General features: G+C 72.0%; 14 protein-coding genes and 4 pseudogenes. 9 read left to right on the top strand and 9 right to left on the bottom strand.

The window, feature by feature from the left end:
• On the bottom strand, window positions 1-556 hold a 556-nt coding region (locus AB0M03_RS37205; protein WP_363500402.1), incomplete at its 3' end, for a hypothetical protein.
• A 712-nt stretch (window positions 557-1,268) separates the two neighbouring features.
• Between AB0M03_RS37205 and AB0M03_RS37200 the strand changes: the two genes are divergently transcribed.
• The 3 genes from AB0M03_RS37200 (at window position 1,269) to AB0M03_RS37190 (ending at window position 6,792) form a co-directional block, all read left to right on the top strand.
• On the top strand, window positions 1,269-1,853 hold the full coding sequence (locus AB0M03_RS37200; RefSeq protein WP_363500399.1) for an RICIN domain-containing protein: 585 nt from the start codon (window positions 1,269-1,271) through the stop codon (window positions 1,851-1,853).
• A gap of 606 nt (window positions 1,854-2,459) precedes the next feature.
• Window positions 2,460-5,264 carry a BTAD domain-containing putative transcriptional regulator gene (locus AB0M03_RS37195; RefSeq protein ID WP_363500396.1) on the top strand — a complete coding sequence of 935 codons (2,805 nt, stop codon included), beginning with the start codon at window positions 2,460-2,462 and terminating at the stop codon, window positions 5,262-5,264.
• A 286-nt stretch (window positions 5,265-5,550) separates the two neighbouring features.
• The gene (locus tag AB0M03_RS37190; protein ID WP_363500393.1) at window positions 5,551-6,792 is read left to right on the top strand and encodes a lytic murein transglycosylase; all 1,242 of its coding nucleotides are present in this window, start codon (window positions 5,551-5,553) and stop codon (window positions 6,790-6,792) included.
• A 266-nt stretch (window positions 6,793-7,058) separates the two neighbouring features.
• Here the strand turns inward: AB0M03_RS37190 and AB0M03_RS37185 are convergent.
• Window positions 7,059-7,214: pseudogene (locus tag AB0M03_RS37185) on the bottom strand (IS5/IS1182 family transposase); the annotation flags it as partial.
• On the opposite strand from AB0M03_RS37185, the gene AB0M03_RS37180 reads away from it, so the two are divergent.
• On the top strand, window positions 7,183-7,839 hold the full coding sequence (locus AB0M03_RS37180; RefSeq protein WP_363500390.1) for a hypothetical protein: 657 nt from the start codon (window positions 7,183-7,185) through the stop codon (window positions 7,837-7,839). The pseudogene AB0M03_RS37185 and the gene AB0M03_RS37180 overlap by 32 nt on opposite strands.
• Before the next feature lie 107 nt (window positions 7,840-7,946).
• Here AB0M03_RS37180 and AB0M03_RS37175 read toward each other — a convergent pair.
• The 3 genes and pseudogenes from AB0M03_RS37175 to AB0M03_RS37165 form a co-directional block, all read right to left on the bottom strand.
• Window positions 7,947-8,942: pseudogene (locus AB0M03_RS37175) on the bottom strand (IS5 family transposase); the annotation flags it as partial.
• Window positions 8,939-9,889, bottom strand: coding sequence for a transposase domain-containing protein (locus AB0M03_RS37170; RefSeq protein WP_363500387.1), 951 nt, complete (start codon window positions 9,887-9,889; stop codon window positions 8,939-8,941). The gene AB0M03_RS37170 and the pseudogene AB0M03_RS37175, both read right to left, overlap by 4 nt.
• A 210-nt stretch (window positions 9,890-10,099) precedes the next feature.
• On the bottom strand, window positions 10,100-10,690 hold the full coding sequence (locus AB0M03_RS37165; protein ID WP_363500384.1) for a hypothetical protein: 591 nt from the start codon (window positions 10,688-10,690) through the stop codon (window positions 10,100-10,102).
• A 170-nt stretch (window positions 10,691-10,860) separates the two neighbouring features.
• On the opposite strand from AB0M03_RS37165, the gene AB0M03_RS37160 reads away from it, so the two are divergent.
• Together AB0M03_RS37160 and AB0M03_RS37155 are read left to right on the top strand one after the other, a co-directional pair.
• Window positions 10,861-11,538, top strand: a complete 678-nt coding sequence (locus AB0M03_RS37160; protein WP_363500381.1) for a response regulator transcription factor — start codon at window positions 10,861-10,863, stop codon at window positions 11,536-11,538.
• Window positions 11,539-11,560: 22 nt separating this feature from the next.
• Entirely contained in the window at window positions 11,561-13,051 is a 1,491-nt protein-coding gene (locus AB0M03_RS37155; RefSeq protein ID WP_363500378.1) for a HAMP domain-containing sensor histidine kinase, read from the top strand.
• A gap of 16 nt (window positions 13,052-13,067) precedes the next feature.
• Here the strand turns inward: AB0M03_RS37155 and AB0M03_RS37150 are convergent.
• The 4 genes and pseudogenes from AB0M03_RS37150 to AB0M03_RS37135 form a co-directional block, all read right to left on the bottom strand.
• Window positions 13,068-13,544 (bottom strand): annotated as a pseudogene (locus tag AB0M03_RS37150) (IS5 family transposase); the annotation flags it as partial.
• A 285-nt stretch (window positions 13,545-13,829) separates the two neighbouring features.
• A complete protein-coding gene (locus AB0M03_RS37145) occupies window positions 13,830-14,672 on the bottom strand; it encodes an alpha/beta hydrolase (protein WP_363500375.1) in 843 nt (280 codons plus the stop codon).
• A gap of 4 nt (window positions 14,673-14,676) precedes the next feature.
• The gene (locus AB0M03_RS37140) at window positions 14,677-15,318 is read right to left on the bottom strand and encodes a dihydrofolate reductase family protein (RefSeq protein WP_363500372.1); all 642 of its coding nucleotides are present in this window, start codon (window positions 15,316-15,318) and stop codon (window positions 14,677-14,679) included.
• A gap of 357 nt (window positions 15,319-15,675) precedes the next feature.
• Window positions 15,676-16,068, bottom strand: a complete 393-nt coding sequence (locus AB0M03_RS37135; RefSeq protein WP_363500369.1) for a hypothetical protein — start codon at window positions 16,066-16,068, stop codon at window positions 15,676-15,678.
• A 574-nt stretch (window positions 16,069-16,642) separates the two neighbouring features.
• Between AB0M03_RS37135 and AB0M03_RS37130 the strand changes: the two genes are divergently transcribed.
• The 3 genes and pseudogenes from AB0M03_RS37130 to AB0M03_RS37120 form a co-directional block, all read left to right on the top strand.
• Window positions 16,643-17,107, top strand: coding sequence for a hypothetical protein (locus AB0M03_RS37130; RefSeq protein WP_363500366.1), 465 nt, complete (start codon window positions 16,643-16,645; stop codon window positions 17,105-17,107).
• Window positions 17,108-17,142: 35 nt separating this feature from the next.
• Window positions 17,143-17,319: pseudogene (locus AB0M03_RS37125) on the top strand (transposase); the annotation flags it as partial.
• 164 nt (window positions 17,320-17,483) lie between these two features.
• On the top strand, window positions 17,484-18,214 hold a 731-nt coding region (locus AB0M03_RS37120), incomplete at its 3' end, for a helix-turn-helix domain-containing protein (RefSeq protein WP_363500363.1).

Raw genomic sequence — 18,214 nt, 5'->3', positions numbered from 1 at the left:
ACGACGGGCCCGATGCTCGACCAACCGCATCAGCCGAACCATCGCCGCCGTCCCCACCCTCCTGACCTGGGAAAACCCAGGATGAAAGAAGCTCAGTCAGAAGGGTGGGGAAGGAGACGATGCCGCCGAAGGCCTCCGAGGGCACGGACTGGTCTGCGACCACCACGACGTCGCCGTGCCGGCCGAGATTGGCCGCCATCTCTTGCGCTGCCTGCGCGGCGGGGTCGCCGAGCACGAAGAACAATGCCCCGCTGCGCGTGGGTGGTGGCGCTCTCGTCGAGGCCTCGATCAGCTTCGCGCACGGGCCGCAACCGACCATCAGAAAGCCCATCACGGTGTCGCCGCGGGCGATGTCCGACTGGTCGATTCGCCGGCCATCGACTGTGGTGGCGGTGAAGTTGGCGACCGCCGTGCCGAGGGCCGGCAGTGGATCCGTGCCACCGGACGGCCGGGCTTCGATCTCCCCCAGCCGGCGAATGACCGCGAAGGTCAGCGAGAAGTTCACCGCCGTTGCGGCTCCCAGAATCATGGCCAGAACGCCGAGTGCCAGCACCATCGAAATCCAATCATGAACTACGGGCGCCAATGATCGCCTGGCGCCTGACATTTTGCAGGACCTCGCTACTCATCCGCTCTTCATCGGCTACTCACTTTTCCGGGGAAACCCTGGAACATGTGACCCACGCCACAAAAGCGGAAATCCACTTGCCATGGCCGATGGAATCGGCTGTACGGTTTCGACATTCGCAGCGAGCCCGGCGAACGGATCACATGGCCGGCGCGGACGCATTGCCGACAACACGCCCGATCTCCCGGGAAAGGACGAAAGGTGCTCGCGACAACAGTGGAGAATGGTGCTGGAACACGGCTCCGGAGAAAGCCGTGAGGGTGCCGGCATGGTCCGCCGCCGGCCTGGTGGCACTCTTGGTGGCAGAGCGTCGATACGTGTCCCTGATCACCGTCCAGGGACGGAGCATGGAACCCCAATATTCCGAAGGGGACCAGGTTCTTGCCATTACTGACCGGCAGGCCCTGCCAGCCTGCTGCCGAGCGGATGATTCACCGTAGGCGAATTAATCCGGACGCACCGTCCCTGGACCTCCTGGGACGCGGCAATCTCTTCGGATCGGTCCAGTCATGTTCAGGCGAATTCAATGACGAACCTCGGGTTGAATTCCCGCACCACTCGGCGATCGATCGGACGGGCTCCACGTTCCATGCCCGACCAGATCGCAAGACAGAAAACCCAGAATTAAATGGAGGGGTCAATGCTTAAGGTTGCAAAGAAGGCATTTCGGGCTGGGGGATCCGCCCTGCTGGGGGCGGCTCTCGTCTCCGCCGCCCTGATCGGGCCGACAGGCTCGGCCTCAGCCGAGACCGTTTCGTCGGCCGCACCCGCACAGACGCGGCTCACCGCTCAGAGCAGCAGCGCACAGCTCGCCGCGCTCGCGGCGGCCGCCCAGCACTACCAGAACGCGAACAGCGGGAAGTGCCTGGTCGTGCAGGGCACCAGCAACGGCAGCGGCGCATTCCAGTACAACTGCGGCGACTACGCCGACCAGCAGTGGAACGTCCACTGGAATTCGGACGGTACGGCGTTCCAGATCGTCAACAGCAACAGCGGGAAGTGCCTGGTCGTGCAGGGCACCACGGCCGGCAGCGGCGCCTTCCAGTACAACTGCGCCAACTACGCCGACCAGTTCTGGTACGGCTGGGTCGACGGCGTCGGCCGGTACCAGTTCCAGAACGCCAACAGCGGCCAGTGCCTGGTGATCCAGGGCGGGAACAACGGCAACGGCGCCTTCCAGTACACCTGCGGCGACTACGCCGACCAGCTCTGGTGGGTGGGCTGACCCTGGCCTCGTGAGGGCCCGCCGCCCATCGGGCGGCGGGCCCTCACGGTCCGGATCGCACGCGCCATGCGCGCGCCTGCGAACTCCCGGCGTCCACGGCCGGGCCGAACCACCAAGCCCGGGTCGCCAAGCGTGACCCGGGCGTCTGGCATCCGGCAGTGCTCAGGTCCGGGCGGTGGACTCAGAAGCTCGAGGCGTGTGAAATCACGACCCACCCTCTACCGGGGCGATCGGGACAGCTGGTTCCTCCCCGCGCCGGCACGATGACCGGGGAGCTCCACTGGATTCCGACCCGGTGGGCGGTCCTTCTCGCCCTCTCCTCGCTGTCCGTTACGAACCCGTGGCGGGCCAAGAAAATCTCGCGCGCTGCGCCGTCCTGGTGGACCGGACGGCCAAACGGGGCCCGCCGGCGCAGCGCCGTCTCCCTCGCCGGACCGACCAAAACCGGCATAGCTCGCCGTAATTCCACCTAAATCACTGGTATTGCATCCAGGGGCCGTCACTCGGGCGGTCAAGTCCTCTGTATCCTGGCGTCTTTGTGCGCGGACCCGTTCACCGTACGGGCCGCGCGGAGTACGGCGATGCACGAAGGAACAGGGGTGGCCGATGGTGCGCTACGGAGTCCTCGGCTCCCCGGAGTTACGGGTTGACGGCCGGGCGGTCGAGGTGGCTCGGCCCCGCAACCGGGCGGTGCTGTCGTTCCTCCTGCTCAACGCCGATCGGCCGGTCACGATCGAGATGCTGATCAACGCGCTCTGGGGGGAGGAGCCGCCGAAGACCGCCCGGGCCCAGGTGCACACGGTGATCTCCGCAGTCCGTCGGCTGCTGCCGCCCACGGCCGCGGAGCAGCTGACTTGGGACGGCGTCGGCTACCGGCTCGGCCTCGGCCGGGACGAGCTGGACCACGCCGAGTTCGGTCGGCTGCTGGCCGAGGCACGCCACCACCCGGAGCCAGCGGAGGCGGTGCGACTGCTCCGTGAAGGCCTGGCTCTCTGGCGAGGCGAGGCGTTGTCCGGGGTGGACGCACCCTTCGTGGCCGCGGTCCGCACACGGCTCCAGGAGGAACGCTTCCAGGCGCACGCGCTGCTCGCCGATCTCGAACTCGCGGCAGGCCGCCACACTGAGCTGGTTCCCGAACTCACGGCGCTCTCCGCCGAGTTCCCGTACCGCGAGGACATCGCCGGGCGGCTCGCCCGGGCGCTGCACCTGAGCGGGCGGCAGACCGAGGCCCTGGAGGTGGTCCGCGCGGTCCGCAGCCTGCTGGCCGAGGAGTACGGCGTGGACCTGGGCCGGGAACTGGCCGAGCTGGAGTGCGTCATGCTGCGCGGCGAACTCTCCGCGCCGAAGCCCCCGGGCACGACCCGGTCCGCAGCGACCTCCACACCGGCCTCCCACGGGCCACGCCAGCTCCCCAGGGCCGCGCGTGGGTTCGTCGGCCGGGAGAGTGAGCTCGCCACGCTGGAAGCGCTTCTGGACGGCCCGGCCGACGAGGGCCGGACCATCTCGGTCACAGGCCCGGCCGGCGTGGGCAAGACCTCCCTGGTGGTGCGCTGGGCCCACTCGGTCGCCGGGCAGTTCCCCGACGGCCAGCTCTTCGTCGACCTGCACGGCTACGACGACGGGGACCACGAGCCGGCCGCCCGCGTACTCGAACGCTTCCTCCTGGCGCTGGGTGTGCCGGACGGTCAGATCCCGGCCGGGACCAGCGCGCGCGAGGACCTCTACCGCTCGTCGGTGGCGGGCCGGCGGCTGCTGGTCGTGCTCGACAACGCGCGGGGGTACGAACAGATCAGACCGCTCATTCCGGGCGCCCCGGAGAGCCTCACCGTCGTGACCAGCCGGGGCGTCCTCGGCGCCTTGGTGGCCGAGACCGGTGCGTTGCAGGTCCGACTCGGCATGCTGTCGCTGGACGAAGCCGTCGAGGTGCTGGCCAGGATCGCAGGACCGGACCGGGTGGCGGCCTCGCCGGACGCCGCCCGCGAGCTGGCACGGCTCTGCGGAGGCCTGCCGCTCGCCCTGCGAATCTCCGCGGCCCGGCTGGCCTCGCAACCCACCGTGCAGTTGTCCCGGCTGGCCGAGGAACTCGGCCCCGACGACCGGAGGCTGTCCGAACTGGGTCTGCCCGATGGGGAACTGACCGTCACCCGGGCGCTCGACCACACGTACCGGCGGCTGACGCCGGAGCAGGCGGCGCTGTTCCGCCTCATGGGCCTGCACCCCGGCCACCACCTCTGCTCGGCCGCCGCCGGGGCTCTCTCCGGCACGGGCCCGCTGTCGGCCACGGCCTCCGCCCGCGTACGAGGCCTCCTGCGGGCGCTCGAGGGTGTGCACCTCCTGGACCAGGCGATGCCGGACCGCTACCAGATGCACGACCTCGTGCGACTCTTCGCACGGCAGATCGCCGCCGCCGTGCCGGACGAGCAGACCGCCGGGCTCCCCCGGCTGTTCGAGTGGTACGTCGCGGTGGCGGACGCGGCGCAGCGCCTGATCGACCCGACCGGGATCTTCCTCACGCCGGTGCTCGACAGTCCCTGGGTGGGACCGATGCCGTTCACGGAGCAGGCCGGGGCCAAGGAGTGGTTCGTCCTGGAGACCGACAACCTGATGGCGGCGACCCGGCAGGCGGCGGCGTTGGGCCGGCACCGTCCCACCTGGCAGCTGGCGGCCGCGATGGCCGGCGGTCTGCTCAACACCCACAAACTGGACCTCCTGGCGGAGGCTCAGGACCTGGGCATCGGGGCCGCCGGGGAGCTCGGCGACCAGCTTGCCGCCGCCGTGCTCACCCACAACAAGGCCGTCGCCCTCACCCTGCGCCGCGATCCGCTCGCCCAGGCCCACTACGAGCGGGCCATCGAGGTCTACCGGCGGCACGGCGACGCCCAGCGCGTCGCCCGGGGCACGCTCCACCTGGGCAACCTCCACTTCCACCTGAAGCGGCTGGACGACGCCGTCCGGTGCTACGAGGACTCCATCGAAACGGCCCGGGTCCTGGACGACCCCTACCTGCTCGCCAAGGCACTGGCCAACCTCGCCCTGATCAGGACCAACCTGGGCGACCACGAGCGGGCGTGCGAACTGTTCGCCTCGGCGGCCGACGTGTCCGAGGCGAACGGCGCCGCGGCGGACGCTGCCATCTTCCGCGGCCAGCTCGCCCTGGCACTGCACCGGCTCGGCCGGAACGGGGAGGCTCTCGAGCTCAGCAGGAGGTCCCTGGAGACCGCCAGGCAGCTCGGCAATCCGCTGTTCACCGGCCGGATGCTCGAGCAAATCGGGATGGTGGAGTCCGAGCAGGGCCGCGCGGCCGAGGCACGGTCCGCCTGGGAGGAGGCGCTGGGACTGCTGGAGGCGGTCGGGAGCCCCGAGGCCGAGGCCGTCCGCAACCGGCTGCGCGCCTATCGACCAGAGCTCTAGCTGCGCATCTGCCGAATCTTGGTTACATCCGGGTCCGGGTCTTCTGTTTGAGGCGTTCGTGGGGGTCTGGCCGCCGAGGGCGCCGTGAGGCGGTGTTTGTCCCGTTCTCCGTGGTGCCCGGCCCGGCCGTCCTCCCCCTGGTGGTCGGGCCGTGTTGTGTCGGCCCAGACCTGGGCCCGAGACATCCGCATCGCCTGACCCAGGTGGTGCTGGAACCTGCACGGGGCACGGTGTCGCTCATTAGTAATGTAATGCGCCAGTCATGATCATGTGGGAGGGGATTGGTGTGGGGGGCGGACGGAAGTGGGCCGGGCTGCTGCGGGCGGCGGCTTCGGTGGTGGTGCTCGCGGCGGTGGCCGCACCGAGCGGTCCGGTCGGGCCGGTGCGGTCCGAGGCGGTCGCGGCCGAGCAGGCGCCGACGGGGGCGGCTGGGGTTCTGCCGATGGACGGCGGCGGCCGCCGGGCTTGGGCCCAGCCGCCGACCACGCCCGCCGTACCGGCCGTACCCGCCGGGGGCCGGACGGCCGCGGTGACGCCGGCGGGCGGTCAGGCCGCGGTGCCGGCCACCGTGTTCGCCGCATACCGGACGGCGGCAGCCGCCGTCGCCGCCTCCGATCCCGGCTGCCACCTGCCGTGGGAGCTGCTGGCCGCGATCGGCCGGGTCGAGTCGGGGCACGCGGACGGCGGCCGGGTCGACGCCGCCGGCACCACGGCAACCCCGATTCTCGGCCCCGCCCTGGACGGCAACGGCTTCGCGGCGATCGCCGACACCGACGGCGGCGCCGTCGACGGCGACCGGCGCTGGGACCGCGCCGTCGGCCCGATGCAGTTCATCCCCTCCACCTGGGCGGTGTGGGGTGCGGACGGCAACGGCGACGGCCGCCGGGACGCCAACAACATCCACGACGCCGCGCTCGCGGCCGGCCACTACCTGTGCGCCGGCTCGCGCGACCTCGCCGACCCGGCACAGCTCGACGCGGCGATCCTCGGCTACAACCATTCCGCGCAGTACCTGCGCACCGTCAAGGGCTGGATGGCGCACTACCGTTCCGGCGCCGTGGCCGTCGCGGACGCGCCGCTGCCCGCACGGCCGATCCCCTCCGGTGCGGTGCACCCGCCGACGCCGACGCCGACGCCGAGCCCGTCGCCGGCCGCCCCGACCCCGCGGCCCACACCGTCGCCGTCGTCGCCCTCCCCGTGGGCGAACCCGTCGCCGACGGCCGGGAAGCCCGATCCCACGCCGGTCGCCACACCGAGCGGCGGCACCTCGCCGACCCCGGACTCCTGCCCGACGCTGCCCGCTCCGAGCCCCACCCCCGGCGCCACGGTGGGCCCGACCACGATCCCGTCCGCCGGTCCGACGCCGACCATGACCGCGACCACGACGGCCACTGCGACGCCGTCTCCCACCGGCTCCGGTTCGCCGACAGCCTTGCCCTCGCCGACCGCGACGGTACCCGGCGGCTGCCCGGTGCCGACCGCCGCCGCGAGCCCCTCGGCCTCCGCCACCGCACCGGCGGCGCACTGATCGCACGCCCCGGCCGGTGCGGGAACCGGTACACCGGCCGGGGCGGCCCGGCAGCTGGTTCCTCCGTGGAGAGTGCTTCTGCAGCTGCCTCTGGGCCTGTTGCTCGGGGTTGCTCCAGTCTCCACTGTCGGATGCAGGGCGGCGCAGAACGCTCTCACCGGCTGCTGACCCCTTGAGGTGCGGAAGGCTCCTGCGGCAGTACCCGCCGCAGGAGCCCTCCGCACGACCGCCACTGGCGGGTGCCCGGGTGTTGTCAGCCGGGCTGGTTGAACGCTCACGGCAGTGACCAGGACCACGAGCAGGAGGCCGATCATGTCGGTGACGGTGTTGCGTTTCCTTCCGGCGATCCTCTTGCCGACATCGACGCCCTGGCCGGCGGCGGGGACGCTGGTGGAGGTCTTGACGCTCTGCGACCTGACCACGGCGCCGGCGCAGCCGGGCACACCGGCGGTATCCGGCCCGGCCGCCGGATCTGCGGGCCCCGACGGGCTGCCGCTCATCACCCTCGGTGCCTCTCCCGGCGCGGGCGCCATGTCTTTGTCGGCGGCCGCCGTGGAACGGATGATCGTCGAGGATGCCGCCGGGGACGGGAAGGCCCCGGTCGGCGGCGGGCCGATCCCGGCGTACGTGTGGGAGGGCCGCCGGGGCTACCTGTGGCCGACGGCCGCCGGGGAGCTGTGCCATGCTGAGTATTCCGGCCTGGGCCTGATCCGGGGCTGTATCGCGGCCGCGGACCTGCCGTCCGGCCGGACCCCGGGGCCGGACGGCATCACCACGGCGCTCGAGGAAAACGGCGCACTGCACGTCTTCCTCGCCGACCTGGAGGACGTGCGGTCCCTGTCCTGCAACGGCACCGCGTTCACCGTGACGGAGGTGGGCCGGACGCGGACGCCCGAAGGGACCCGCGTCTACTACACCCTGCGAACACCATGGTGGCCCACCGGCAGCATGACAGCCACGGTCCTCCGCGCCGAGGGCACCACCGCCGACACGCTCCGGCTCGGCCCGGACCGCACGGACGACCCGCGCACCCATCACTGCGCCTGACGCCCCGACACCCGGCGGTCTGACATCGGACGCGGCACGCCGGCCCGGCTGGAAGGGGGGCCGGGCTTAGAGCTCCTAGGGAGCGTATTTGGTCGTGATCGAGGGGTGGTCCTGGTCAGGTCCTTGATCCAGATCATCGAGGCACGAAGGTGGAGGCCGGCGAGGTAGCTCTCGGGTGTCTTGTCGAACCGGGTGGCGATGCCCCGCCAGGCCTTCAGCCTGTTGATCAGGCGCTCGACGGTGTTGCGCTCCTTGTAGAGCTCGGCGTCGTGGCCGACGGGCCGGCCGCCTCTGCTGCCCTTCTTCTTCCGGTGGGCGGCCTGGTCCCGCTTCTCCGGGATGACGGCCTTGATGCCGCGTTTGCGCAGGTGGGCGCGGTTGCCGCGGGAGGAGTAGGCCTTGTCGCCGGCGACCGCGTCGGGCCGGGTGCGGGGACGGCCGACCGGCCCGCGAACCCGGACCTTCGCCAGCACCGGGATGAACTGCGGGCTGTCGGCGGCCTGCCCCTCGGTCAGAACGAGCACCAGCGGGCGGCACTTGCGCTCGCCGGCGACGTGGACCTTGCTGGTCTGCCCGCCTCCGGACCGTCCGAGCAGTGCCCGTCTTCAGGCGGAGCTTGCGCCTGCGTCGGACACGTCGCCGCTCGTCCCGTTCCGGGTCGTCTGCGGTGCCCTGCCCGTCTTGTTCCTTCGGGCCGCCCCTTTTTGCCGGGCCTTCTCCGCCTCCTCGGCGGCCTTCTCCAGGTCGGCGAGCGTGCCGGGGTCGAGGTGCATCCCGGCGGCGTCATGATGGGCCCGGACGGTGGTGGAATCCACGCTGACCAGCGACAAGTCCGCCTCACCCCGCTTTGCGGCCTCCGCGATCGCGCCCTCCAGCAGGGCCTCGAAGACCCCGGCGTCCCTCCACTGCCGAAAGCGGTTGTGGACGGTCGACCAGGCGCCGAACTCCTGCGGTATCTCCCGCCACTGGCTCCCCGTCCGAAACTTCCAGATCACGCCCTCGAACTGCCGGCGCAGCCGCTCGGGGTACGGGCCGTACTCGCCGATCGGCAGGTACGGCTCGATGAACTCCCACTCGGCGTCAGTCAGTTGCACTCGCGTCACGCAACATGATCTGCCGGATCAGGCACGACCGCGAGGGCGAAACCCGCAGATTGATCACAACCAGATACGCGCCCTAGGGCCCAGTTCGACATCTTGCGTTTGACCACGCGGGGGTTGGGGCGCAACGGCCTTGCCGGAAGGAGCCGTTCGCCGATCTCACGCAGGCTCTGGGTGGTGGCCCGGGCGAGTCGGGAGGGGGAAAGCGCCACCTGCCCGGTGACGTGGCGGCGAACGATGCGAAGGCTGCGGGTGAAGGAGATCCGGTCCGGGTCGTGCCGGCCCCGCAGTGCGGCCCGGTGCATCAGATCGCGCAGGGCGTGGTGGACCAGCAGGAACGCCCAGCCGCAAAAGCCGCGGTCGGCGAGCACGAGCATGCCCTCGTCCAGCGCGGGGAACAGCCGCTGGGCCAAGGAGGTCTCGTGGACGGACAGCGGCCCGACCTCGGCCGCGAACACCGCGTGGGTGCCGCACTCGGCCGGCGCCACCACCCCGGCCTGCGGATAGGCGCTGCGGCCCTGACCACGACCGGTGCCCGGCCGCCCGAAGAACTCCGCGTTCGCCGCCGTGTCCGGCAGGTCGAAGACGGTGCCGTCCACCGCGACCAGCCGCCACCGCCGATACCAGGAGCCCCGGGTCCGCTCGAGGGCGACCGGCCGGCAGACCCTGGCGAACAGGGCCCGCAACGGCTCCGGCCCCGACCGCAACCGGGCCCGGCCGATCGCCGCCGTCGTCGGCACCCGCCACGCCTTCGCCCACCGGCCCTCGCGCTCCAGTCCCTGCACGAGAAGCCGGGCCACCTCCTCATAGCCCTGGCCGAAGAACAGGCACATCGCCAGGACGAAGTGGACCACCACCCGCGCCGGAAGCAGCCGGTGCCGCTGTTCGACCCGACCGCACTCGGCAATCACCTCACCGATCAACTCCGGCGGAAACGCACGCGTCAGCACCCCGACGCAATCCGGTCCGAAAGCCGGTCACCCACCGGCGACTTCACCTGTCCAGGCCGTGGCACAACCCGATCGACGACCCAGACCCACCAAAGTCACCGGTATTGGGCCTACGGCCTGTCTTCAAAGGTCATGGGTGCCCCACGCGCCCCTGAATCGACCAGCCGGGTGCCCTTTGAGGACGGCTCCCCTGACTTGCCGGCCCGCGGGTCAGCCGGTTGACCCGCCCACCACGGTGTTGCCGGTGACGGCGCTGCTGCTGCCGTCCACGGTGACCAAGTGCCGGACGCCGTCCGTGCCGATCACCACGGCCTGCCAGCTGCGGCCGCCGCCCTGCCGGTCCGCGGGACGCAGCGACTCGACCTTGCCGCCCGGAATGGCCGCGGCGGCCTTCGCCACCGCGTCGCCCGCGGCGAGCTCGGGCAGCGGCGCGGGGGCGAGCTGCGGTATCGCCCGGCCGCCCGACGGACCGACCTCCGCCGGCCCGTCGGCCTTCCGCTGCTCGATCACGACGCGCCGCTCGCCGTCCTCACCGCGGATGACGCGGTACTTGAGGCCGCCGGGCATGCCTGGAACGCCCGGCTCGCCGTCCCGGAAGGCGACCCGGGAGCCGTGGTGTTCCGCGTGGTGGACGGCGGCCGCAGCGGCGCCGCCCAGCACGACCACGGCCACCCCGACCCAGCGGGCCGTCCGCCCGCGGACCCACCGCCCGACCGTCCTCCGCCGCCCGCCCGGGCTGACCGCCCCCGGCACCTTGCCGGTCTCCGCACCCGGTTCCGCCGGACCCACAGGCTCGCTCATCGGCCGCCTCTCCTCCTCGCTCGTCTCCGCACGGTTCGCCGTACCCCACCACCGGGCCTCGCCCGGCCGGTACGGCGACGGCCAGCATGCGGCACCGTTCCTGAAGCGACGCTGAAGAACCTGAAGACCCCTTCAGGGAGCGCCCGGGGGCACCTGTCACCCTGTAGCGCATGCGGGTACTGGTGGTGGAGGACGAACGACGGCTGGCCGCGGCGCTGCGGCACGGGCTGACGGCCGAGGGATTCACGGTGGACGTCGCCCACGACGGCGTCACCGGCCTCGCCCGCGCCGCCGAGCAGCCGTACGACGTGATCGTGCTGGACATCATGCTGCCCGGCCTCAACGGTTACCGGGTCTGCTCGCTGCTGCGCGCCGCCGGCCACGATGCGGGCATCCTCATGCTCACCGCCAAGGACGGCGAGTGGGACGAGGCCGAGGCGCTCGACACCGGCGCCGACGACTTCCTGTCCAAGCCGTTCTCCTACGTCGTGCTGGTCGCAAGGCTGCGCGCGCTCGCCCGCCGCATCGGCAGCCGGGCACCCCGCGCGACCGTCCTCGGCGACCTCGTCGTCGACGCCGTCGGACGCACCTGCACCCGGGCCGGCAGCCCCGTCCGGCTCACCGCCCGCGAGTTCGCCGTGCTCGACCACCTCGCCCGACGGGCCGGCGAGGTGGTGACCAAGCGGGAGATCCTGGACGAGGTCTGGGAGTCCGGCCCGGACGGCGACCCGAACATCGTCGAGGTCCACATCAGCGCCCTGCGCCGCAAGATCGACACCCCGTTCGGACGGAATGCCCTGCAGACCGTGCGGGGCGCCGGCTACCGACTGGCGGCCGACGGTGGCTGAGCCGACGACCACCGGGCCAACGGTGGCTGAGCCGACAACCACCGTTCCGGCGACCACCGGGCCGGAACCCGGGGGTACCTGCCTCCGCTCCCGTCGCGGGATCGGTCGCGGGACGCGTGGCCGTACCGCGCGGCTGCTGGGGCGCCTCACCCCGCGCTCGGTCCGCGCCCGGACCACCCTCGCCGCCTGCACCACCGTCGGCGCCGCCCTTCTCGTCGCCTCCACCGCATTCCTCGGCCTGCTGCACGCCAACCTCGAACGCACCGTCGAGAGCGGCGCCCGCGAGCAGGCGATCGCCGTTGCCCGGCTGGCCGCCGACGCACGGCTCACCCCGCTGCTCCCGCTCGACCACGGCACCGACTTCGTCCAGGTCGTCGACGGGACCGGCCACGTGGTGGCGGCCAGCCAGAACCTGGCGGGCCATCCCGCCGTGGCCCCCGTCGGCGGCCCCGACGGCCACACCACCTTCGACCTGCGTCCGTTCGGCGAGGAGCACCGGCAGCGGGTCGCCACCGTCACCGCCGCCACCCCCTCCGGCCCGGTCGTCGTGCGCGTCGGCTCGTCGCTTCGCACCGTCGACACCGCCCAGCACGTCGCCGCCGCCGCACTGCTGGTCCTCTGCCCGCTACTCCTGCTCACCGTCGGCGTCCTCACCTGGCGCACCACCGGCCGCGCACTCGCCCCGGTGGAGGCGATCCGCGCCGGCGTCGCGGCCATCGGCGACCGGCAGCTCGACCTCCGGGTGCCCGTCCCCGCCGCCGACGACGAGATCGCCCGGCTGGCGGGCACCATGAACGCCATGCTGGCGCGACTGGAGGCGGCCGGCGCACGCCAGCGCCGCTTCATCGCGGACGCCTCGCACGAGCTGCGCAGCCCGCTGGCCGTGCTGCGCACCCAGCTGGAGGTCGCGCTGGCCCACCCCGACCCCGAGGTGCGGACCGCCCTGCTCGAAGGCGCACTGGAGGACACCGACCGGCTGCAGGCCCTCGCCACCGACCTCCTGCTGCTGGCCCGGCTCGACTCCGCCGGCCCCGACCGCGCCGGTGACTCCTTCGGCCCCCTCGATCCGGTCGACCTCGCCGAGCTGGTGGCCGACACCGTGCGGGCCAGGGCCGGCGACCCGCACCCCGTCCGCCTCGACCTCCAGGACGGCATCGAGGTGGTCGGCAGCAGGCTGTGGCTCGGCCGGTTGCTGACCAACCTGCTCGACAACGCCCAACGGCACGCCGACCGGGACGTCAGCGTGTGCCTCCACCGCGAGCCGGGCACCGGCTCGGCCGTCCTGGACGTCGCCAACGACGGCCCCGAGGTCGCTCCCGAGGACTGTGAGCGCATCTTCGAACGGTTCACCCGGCTCGACGACGCCCGCAGCCGCGACCACGGCGGCGCCGGCCTCGGCCTGCCGATAGCCCGCGACATCGCCCGCCACCACGGCGGCGACCTCTCCCTCGCACCGTCGCCGGGCACCACCCTGTTCCGCACCCGCCTCCCGCTCCCGTCCCCGAGGCACTAGGAGTCGTCTTCAAAGATCAGATCCAGAGCAGGATCGATGCGATGGTGACGGCGGCCCGGTAGGACTCGCGGGTCTTCTCGTAGCGGGTGGGCAGGCCCCGCCACTGCTTGAGCCGGTTGAAGCAGCGTTAGACGACTTTGCGGAGCTTGTAGGTCTACCGGTCGAACCCGGGCGGGCGGCCGCCGTGTGCGCCTGTGCGCAGGCGCCCGGTAGCCTGGTCGAGGCGTTCGGGGATGGTGTGCCGGATGCCGCGTCTGCGCAGGTAGGGGCGGATCTTCCGGGAGCTGTACCCCTTGTCCGCGATCATGTGGTCGGGCCGGGTCCTGGGCCGGCCGGGTCCGACGCACGGGACGCGGATCGACTCCATGACGGCCTCGAAGCGGGTGCAGTCGTTCGCGTTCCCGCCCGACAGGACGATGGCGAGCGGGCGCCCGCGTCCGTCGCAGGCCAGGTGGAGCTTGGTGCTCAGTCCGCCGCGGGTTCACCGTGACAAGCCCGACGGTCTTCGACGACGACCTGGATACATGGCGTCGAGCCAATCCCGAGCTGACCGTTCGCCGACCCGAATCCGTCGAGTCGCGCTCTGCCGGCCGGGGCGTTTGCGGCCCGGGTGGTGCGCAGAAACGCCGTGCCCGGTGGACGGCCGGCTGGTCCACGAGGGCCGGCCGCCGGGTTCCGGTCCGGCATGGACGTTCAGCATGGACGCCGGCTGCTCGGCGCCGACCGGCCCGGGGGCGGACCCGCGTGGTGCCCGCCGTCCCCGTCCGAGCAAGAGCGTCTATCCGAGCATGAGCATCGCCGCGGTGACCTCGTCGATCGCTGCACCGGGGATCGCCGTGGCGGCCTCCTCGAGGACGATCAGCCGTGCCCCGGGGATCTCGCGCGCGAGCGCCTCGCCGTTGCCGACGGGAAAGAATCGGTTGCGGCGGCCGTGGACGACGAGCGTGGGTACCTCGATTCGGAGCAGGCGCTCGCGCCAGCGGGGTTCGCAGTCGAGTCTGGAGAACACCAGGCCCATCTGGTTGGCCATCTGGACCGGGGGCGCGGTGCCGGGGGTGCGGTCCCAGATGCGCGCAGCGGTCGCGCGCGCGGAGATGGGGTCGTCGCCGAGGATCTCCGCGCCGGCGGCGGCGAACTCCGCAACCGCCTCGCGGTCGGTCCAGTCGGGCATCGGACGCGCGAACAGCCGGCTCATCGTCGCCCGGTCATGGTCGGGGAGGTCGTCGTCGGGCGGGCCGGGGGCGACCGCGCGGGTGCTGACCAGGGTGAGTGCCGAGAACGCTCCCGGGTGGTCGAGCACGGCCACCTGGGCGACCATCCCGCCGACGCCGATCCCCGCGAGGTGCGCAGGCCCTCCGCCGAGCGCGTCGGCAAGGGCCGCCGCGTCGGCGGCGAGGCCGCGCAGGGTGTAGGCGGGCGCCTGCGGATCCGCCGTCGTGGACTCCCCGCTGTCGCGCAGGTCGTAGCGCACTGCACGGCGTCCGCCGGCGGCGAGACGCTCGCAGAGCGCGTCGGGCCAGGAGAACATCGTCGTCCCGCCCACGAGCAGGACGAGTGGCGCGTCGTCGTCACCGAACGACTCGACGCCCAGGGCGATCCCGTTGGCGTTGACAGTGGTCATCGGATCACCGGAAGTCGTTCTGCCCGAGACCGCGGTCGGGCGCGCTCATGTCGCCCGTCCCGGGGGTGCCGTCGGCGAGCCCGTAGCGCAGGTACACGGTGCCCCGTGGACCGGCCACCGGCGGTTCGAGGAGCGTGAGGTTCATGGGCACCGCGCCAGCGTCGAACACCTTCTTCCCGACGCCGAGGGTGATCGGGTGCACCCAGAGGTCGAGACGGTCGAAGAGCTTCTCCCGCAGCAGGGTCTGTACCAGGTTCAGGCTCCCGACGACCTTCACGTGCTCGTGCCGGTCACGGATCTCGCGCACCGCGTCGGCCAGGTCCGGGCCGAGCTGCACGGATCCGTCCCACGGGAGGTCCGGCGTGCCGCGGGAGGCCACGTACTTCGGGACGCGGTTGAAGAGCTCGGCGATCTCGCCCTCCTTCTGGTGCGGCCAGTAGGCGGCGAAGATGTCGTACGTCCGCCGACCGAGCAGGAGCGCGTCCGTGCCCTCGTACGCGGCACCGATCTGCGCTCCGGTGGCCTCGTCGATCAGGGGTGCCTGCCATCCGCCGAACGGGAACCCCACCGGGTCCTCGTCCGGGCCGCCGGGTGCTTGCCCCACGAGGTCGAGGGTCGCGAACAGCTCGATGTGGATGAGGCCCATGTCTGTACTCCCGATGAGTTTGGTCGTCCGGTCAAAGATGTAGACGTGCCAGAGCCGGAAAACTCATCGCCGCGCCGGAACCCGGTTTCCGTACCCGCCGACCGCCTCGCCCGGCACACCGCCGACCGTCGGTACCGCCTGCCGGGTTGGGCTTGCCGTCGTGTCGGGGACTGACAGGAGCCGGTGAACTGTCGGTCCGCTGTCCCGGCCGCCTGCCGGGCGATGCTCGCTGTGCCGTTGGCTTGTCGTCCCGGTCGTGCCGGCCGGAAGTCTCCGGTCGGCGCGTGGGCGTTGCATGGTGGGGTGCGGTGTCTGGAGCCTGCGCTCGGTTGCAGGACAGCTGTACTGCCCCGCCGTTCACGTGGCTCGGGCCCGTCGCCGAATGGGTGTGGCGGGGTCAGAACGAGTCGAGGACGACGGGCAGGGTGAACGGTTCGCCTGGCCCGTGCACGCCGGGGTGCCGCAGCGGCGGCCGGCCTCGATCCGGTCGCGCAGCAGCGCGGCGGCCTCCTCGACCCGGCCCATGCCTTCGGCGACGTCCACCAGGGCATCGGCCAGGAGCCGGTCCTGCACGTGCGGGCGGAGCAGGGCGGACGCCTCCTCGTCCCGGCCGTGCCGGGCGTGCATGCAGCCGAAGAAGGCGAGCGCCAACCGCTGCTCGGCCTGCGCGTGCGGTCGGGGCAGCGCGATCGCCTCCTCGGCCCTTCCGCATCCTCCAGGACTCCGGCCGCCTCCTCGGCGGCCGTCCACCAGCCAGTGTCGACGTACGGGGCGAGCACCTGGAGCGCCCCGTCCTGCCGGTCCTGCCCGACGAGCCGCCGCGTCCACTCCCGCGCGCAAAACCACTTCCCACGGCCGGCCCAGAACTCCACCTCCTCGACACGACCGAGCCCCAGAAGCCGGGAGACCAGCTCCGCAGGGATGCGGCCGGACTGCGTCCGGACCCGGTAATCAAGATCAGCAGCGTCCACGGACGCGAACCCTGACCGCCGCCCCTGCCACCGACGCGCCATCGGTCACCGCCTTCGGTGACTTCGCCACGGCCTGGCACCATCGCCATCCAGCGGTCCCCCACAGGAGTCCGAACACCGACTGGCCCGATGACGCGAGTGCCGACGGCACCGGCAGCTGCTGCGCACGTTCAGCGGGCGGAGTGCAGTCCAGGTGGGCAGCTACAGCTGACGTGGTCGTCCTTGGCTGCGGTTGCGTCGTCGGGATCCGAGGCTCTCCGCTTCCGACGGGTGACGGCCGGAGTCCGTCACCGGCTCTGTCTGTGCCGGCGTGTACGGTCTGTCCGGGTCGTCTGCTGCTGAGGAGTCATATCGTGGGATACACCACTGAGTTCACCGGCCGTGTCGGTATCGTGCCACCACTCAACCAGGCGGAGACCGCCTACCTGCGTACGTTCGCTGCCACGCGCCGGATGGACCGCGAACGCGGCCCGTACTTCGTCGGCGGCACTGGCTATGCCGGCCAGGGCCGGGACCTGGACATCCGCGACTACAACCACCCGCCGGCCGGTCAACCGGGATTGTGGTGCCACTGGGTACCGACCGAGGACGGCACCGCGCTGGAGTGGGACGGGCGCGAGAAATTCTACAGCGCCACCGAGTGGATGGCGTACCTGATCGACCACTTCCTCAGGTCCCAGGGTGAGGCGGAGGGGCAGCCGGGTTTCGAGGGCTTCACCTTCGACCACGTCCTCAACGGGGTGATCGACGCGCAGGGCGAGGAGGACGACGACCGGTGGCGGCTGACCGTGCGCGACAACGCGGTCAGTGACGGCTAGGTCCGTCTTCAAAGATGATCAAGCGATGAGAGATCATGGCGGGCGTGATACGACGTCATGAGCTGTCGGACACCGAGTGGGCCGTGCTCTGGCGGTTCCTGCCGAGTTCGGGAACCGCGGGCCGGCCGAGGTCGAACGACCGGGTGCTGAACGGCATCGCGTGGAAGCTGCGGACCGGCTCGTCCTGGCGGGACGTGCCGGAACGCTACGGCTAAGCGGTCTTGCGCAAGTCGGCCGCGGTTCGGGCATATCGGCCGGTGGGAGGGGCTGCCGTGCCGAGACTGCTGGTGCTTGAGCTTACGCCGGATCAGAAGAGTGGCGTGGAGGAACTGCTGCGGCGCCGGGATCTGGCGCCGCACACGCGGATGAGGGCCGAGTGCATCCGGCTGGCCGGACGGCGACGGAGATCGCGGGCATCGTGACGGTGCACCCTGCCACGGCGCGGGGAGCGCTTCGCCGGTACGACGCCGGCGGGCTGTCGGCGCCGGCGGACGCGCCCCGCAGCGGTCGGCCGCCGAAGATCACTCCGGCCGACCTGGACACGCCGGAGAACATGCTGGACGAGTGCGCCGAGAACGGTGGCCCGTCCTGGACCCTGCCCCGCCTGGCGGCGTGGCTGGAGCGCGGGCGCGGCGTGCGCATCCACTCCGCTCGGCTGTCCGTGCTGCTCGAGCGGGACGGCTTCCGCTACGAACGGACCCGCACCACCGTGCGGCACAAGGCCGACGAGGCCCTCCAGCGGTCCGCGAGGGACGGACACGCCGGAGGGCCTGCGGCTGTACGGCTGGGGGCCGAAGCCGGCGACATCGAGCTCTTCCACCTCGACGAGGCCGGCTTCGCCCCGACCCTCCCGACCGGCTACACCTGGGCCCGCCGGGGCACCCGCGCCCTCGTCCTGCAGGAAGGCACCTGCGGCCGACGGGTCAACGCCCTCGGCGCCCTGCGCATCGACCGCTCCTGGAGGCCACGGCGTCACCCTCTACTACCTGCCGCCCTGCAGCCCGGAGCTGAGCAGGATCGAACGCGTGTGGCGATCGGTGAAGCACGAAGACATCCCGATCCGCGCCTACCCGTGGATCCAAGAACTCCAGGCAACCGTCGACCAGG

The organism is Kitasatospora sp. NPDC051914, from assembly GCF_040680995.1.
Taxonomy (GTDB): Bacteria; Actinomycetota; Actinomycetes; order Streptomycetales; family Streptomycetaceae; genus Kitasatospora.
The sequence above is the reverse complement of the archived record's forward strand: the minus strand, read 5'-3'. Positions and strand labels throughout refer to the sequence as shown.

Excerpts from the sequence above, each read along its gene's own strand:
- AB0M03_RS37200 (WP_363500399.1), top strand. The coding sequence starts at position 1,269 with ATGCTTAAGGTTGCAAAGAAGGCATTTCGGGCTGGGGGATCCGCCCTG.
- AB0M03_RS37195 (WP_363500396.1), top strand. The coding sequence starts at position 2,460 with ATGGTGCGCTACGGAGTCCTCGGCTCCCCGGAGTTACGGGTTGACGGC.
- AB0M03_RS37165 (WP_363500384.1), bottom strand. The coding sequence starts at position 10,690 with ATGAGCGAGCCTGTGGGTCCGGCGGAACCGGGTGCGGAGACCGGCAAG.
- AB0M03_RS37160 (WP_363500381.1), top strand. The coding sequence starts at position 10,861 with ATGCGGGTACTGGTGGTGGAGGACGAACGACGGCTGGCCGCGGCGCTG.
- AB0M03_RS37145 (WP_363500375.1), bottom strand. The coding sequence starts at position 14,672 with ATGACCACTGTCAACGCCAACGGGATCGCCCTGGGCGTCGAGTCGTTC.
- AB0M03_RS37140 (WP_363500372.1), bottom strand. The coding sequence starts at position 15,318 with ATGGGCCTCATCCACATCGAGCTGTTCGCGACCCTCGACCTCGTGGGG.